Raw genomic sequence first — 3330 nt, forward strand, 5'->3', positions numbered from 1 at the left:
GGCTCGGGCGAGGCCCACACCTGGGGCCCGCCCTCGGCGCGCTGCGCCGCGACGAGGGCGGCGAGGGCCTCGCGGGCGGGTCCGGCGACCACATGGCAGGCGTTGAGGACGGCGGCGGCCTCGGCGACCACCTCGGGGTGGGGGTCGGCGAGCCGTCCGGCGGCCAGCGCGATCAGCGAACCGTGGTCGCCGCGCCAGGACTTGACGAGTTCGGCGGTCATCCGCAGCGCGTCGAGGCGGGACCCGGGGTCGGGGCTGCACAGCTGTTCGGCGAGCAGTGCGGTGCGCTCGGGCACCCGGGAGTCCAGGACTTCGTGGAAGTCGCGCAGCAGCCCGGTGGTCGGCGAGTGGACCGCGGCGTGCCGGTCCAGCTCCGCGAACGCGGCGATGACGTACCCGGGTGCGCTGCCCGGTTCGATCGGGGGCTTGGGCCCGGCCGGGGTGGGGGAGGCCCACCACTCGCCGGCCGGCGCAGGCTCCTGCCGCAGCAGGTCGATGGCGGCCGGGACGTCCTGTGGGTCCGGCTCGGTGCAGCGGGCCCGGTGGACGAGCGCGGCGAGCCGGATCGTGGGGTCCAGGGTGGCGTCCCCGGCCAGGGCGGTGAGCCACGCCGCCGCGTCCGGCGCCGCTTCGGTACGGCGCAGGGCCAGTGTCGCCATGGCCTCGACCAGCAGCAGCCGTTCGACCACTCCGGGCTCGGCGGGCAGCCGCTCGCGCAGCACCGCCGCGGCCCGGACGGTGTCCTCGACGAGCAGCCCGAGAGCCGGGATCGCCGCCTGCCGCAGCAGTCGGCTCCCGGTGTCGTCGGTGGCGAACCGCACGAAGACGTCGCTCCGTCGGCGCAGGAGGGCCAGCGCGTCGGAGTAGTCCGCGTCGGTGTACCCGTGGTCCTCGCACGCCGCCGACTCGTGGCCGATGCCGGCCAGCAGCTCGACGATCGCGGCCCGCCCGGGCGTGGCCGGGTCGTCCAGCAGCTCGAACAGGAACGGCAGGCTGGCCGTGGTGGCGGGGTAGACGCTGCCCTGGTGGAAGAGGGCGCTGTAGTAGCGGCCGAGTGCCTTGCCCCGCTCCTCCTCGTCCGTGGAAGCCAGGGCCGCGAGCAGTTCCGGTACCTCCTCGGCCGTTCCGTACGCGTGGTGCAGCTGCGTCCAGTCGATGTCGTGCAGTCCGTTGAACATGATCGGCACTCTGCCGGGCCGGTCTGACAACGGGCCGGACACCCGTTCCGCCGACAACGGGGAAGCCGGGACTCCAACGCGCGTCGGGAGCCATGATGGCGGGGTGCACTTCACCTCGGAATCCAGCGCGGACGGCGTGACGCAGCGCCGCTTCACCCTCGACGGCGTGCCCGGTGTGCTCTGGCAGCCGGACGGATCGGCCCTCGGCGGGCGGCCGTTGGTGCTGCTGGGGCACGGTGGCGGCCGGCACAAGCCGGGGCCGGGGCTGGCGGCGCGGGCCCGCCGGCCGATCAGTGCGTGGGTGGCGCGGCACACGGCGGCGCTCGCCGAGCGGGCGGTGCCGGAGCTCGAACTGGCCTCGTGTGAGCGGTTCCTGGCCCGGCATCCGATCCGGGCGGAGTGAGCGCGGGCCCCGGCGCGGCCGACGTCAACCGTCGGTAAAACTTCGCAAAGGATTTCTCCCCGCAACGAACCCGGGCGGCGCCGACTTCAACAGATTGTTGCAGCTCAGTGGCCCGATGGTCACTCTTCGTGGATTTGGCGTAACAGTCCGCCTCCACTGGACTTCGCAATTTGTAGGAGTACGGTTCCGGAGGAATCGCCGGGGCCGACTTTCGGGCAGGCCGGCCGTACCGGAAATTGGTGCGCAGCATGGGTTGGCAAAAGGGTGGGGAGAGCGCCTCGGTGGCGACTCGTCCGATATCCGGCAGGTGGGCCGCGGAAGTCCTGCGCGGCGTCGCACAAGTCGATTTCATGCCGTCCGTCGTCTGCGGGCTCTTCTTCGTGGCCGCACTGTTCGCGGCCGGCTGGCGGTACGGCCTCTACGGACTGCTCGGCAGCGCCGTCTCCACCGCCGTCGCGTACGGGCTCGGGCTCGACCGGGAGGCCGTCGGCGCGGGGCTGCACGGGTACAACGGGTGCCTGGTGGCGCTGGGTTGCGCCGTCTTCCTGGGTGCCGGGCACCCGGCGACGGTCGCGGTGGCGGTCCTCGGGGCCGCCGTGGCCGTGGTGGTCGCGGCGGGCGTCGGGGCGCTGCTCGCCACCTGGCGGCTGCCCGCGCTGACCGCGCCGTTCTGCCTGGTCGCGACGGCCGTCACGGTGGCCGCCCCGGGCTTCCGGCGGCTGTGGCACGGCGCGGGCGCACCCGCCGCCCTGCCCGTCCCGGCCGACGGTCCGACCGGGCTGAGCTGGGAACAGCTCTGGCACGGGTTCTTCGCGAACATCGGTCAGATCTTCTTCATGCCGCAGTGGTACGTCGGCCTGCTGTTCCTGGCCGGGCTGTTCGCGGCGAGCCGCCTCGCGGGCCTGACGGCCTGTGCGGGAAGCGCCACCGGGCTGCTCACGGCCTGGGTGTTCGGCGCTCCCGGGGAGGCGGTCGGGCAGGGCCTGCTCGGGTACAGCGGCGTGCTGGTCGCCCTCGCGCTGTGCGGGGTGTTCCTGGCGCCCGACGGCTGGAGCGCGGCCTACGCCCTGGTCGGCGCGGCGGCCGCGACCGTGCTGACCCCCGCGCTCGGCGCCGTCTCCGCGCCCTTCGGCGGCCACGCCTTCACCTGGCCGTTCGTGCTGACCACCCTGCTGTTCCTGGCGGCGGTGCCGGCCGTCCCCCGCCTGCGCCGGGCCTGAATCCACATCCGGCGCCCCCGGATTTCCCGCACGTCGGACACCTCCTGCATTTCATCCATCGGATTCCCGGAAAGGAAGAGTGGTACCCGTGAATCTCTCGCCGCGTGAGATGGACAAGCTGTACATCTACGTCGTCGCCGACCTGGCCCGCAAACGCCGCGACCGCGGCGTCAAGCTGAACTACAGCGAGGCCTGCGCGCTGATCAGCGAGGCGATCATGGAGGGTGCCCGGGACGGCCGAACCGTCGCCGAGTGCATGGAGATCGGCAAGCAGGTCGTCGGCGGCGAGGACGTCATGCCGGGCGTGCGCGAGATGCTCCCGCTGCTCCAGGTCGAGGCGGCGTTCGTGGACGGGACCAAGCTGGTCTCCTGCCACGACCCGGTCGGTGCCTGAGCGATGACTCAGCCTCAGGCCGTCGCCGTGGTGCTGGCCGGCGGGCACGAGAGCGCCGGCGGCCGGGACCTCGCCGCCCTGGTGGCCCGCGAGCCCGCCGTGCGCGCGGCCGTCCCCGCAGGCCGTCCGCTCGCC

At 73.6% G+C, this 3330-nt stretch carries 3 protein-coding genes and 1 pseudogene; 3 read left to right on the top strand and 1 reads right to left on the bottom strand.

Annotation, left to right across the window (positions count from 1 at the left end; all coding sequences use genetic code 11):
• A pseudogene (locus KS423_RS41655) lies at nt 1-1178 on the bottom strand (HEAT repeat domain-containing protein); the annotation flags it as partial.
• 103 nt (nt 1179-1281) lie between these two features.
• On the opposite strand from KS423_RS41655, the gene KS423_RS41660 reads away from it, so the two are divergent.
• From KS423_RS41660 to KS423_RS41670, 3 genes are all read left to right on the top strand, one after another.
• Nucleotides 1282-1581 (top strand): hypothetical protein, encoded by a 300-nt coding sequence (locus tag KS423_RS41660; protein WP_224284924.1) that lies wholly within the window; start codon nt 1282-1284, stop codon nt 1579-1581.
• A 248-nt stretch (nt 1582-1829) separates the two neighbouring features.
• Nucleotides 1830-2801: an urea transporter gene (locus KS423_RS41665; RefSeq protein ID WP_224284925.1), complete on the top strand. Its 972-nt coding sequence runs from the start codon at nt 1830-1832 to the stop codon at nt 2799-2801.
• 88 nt (nt 2802-2889) lie between these two features.
• Nucleotides 2890-3195: an urease subunit gamma gene (locus KS423_RS41670; protein ID WP_224284926.1), complete on the top strand. Its 306-nt coding sequence runs from the start codon at nt 2890-2892 to the stop codon at nt 3193-3195.
• Nucleotides 3196-3330 lie beyond the last annotated feature (135 nt).

Source organism: Streptomyces sp. LS1784 (assembly GCF_020103755.1).
GTDB lineage: Bacteria > Actinomycetota > Actinomycetes > Streptomycetales > Streptomycetaceae > Kitasatospora.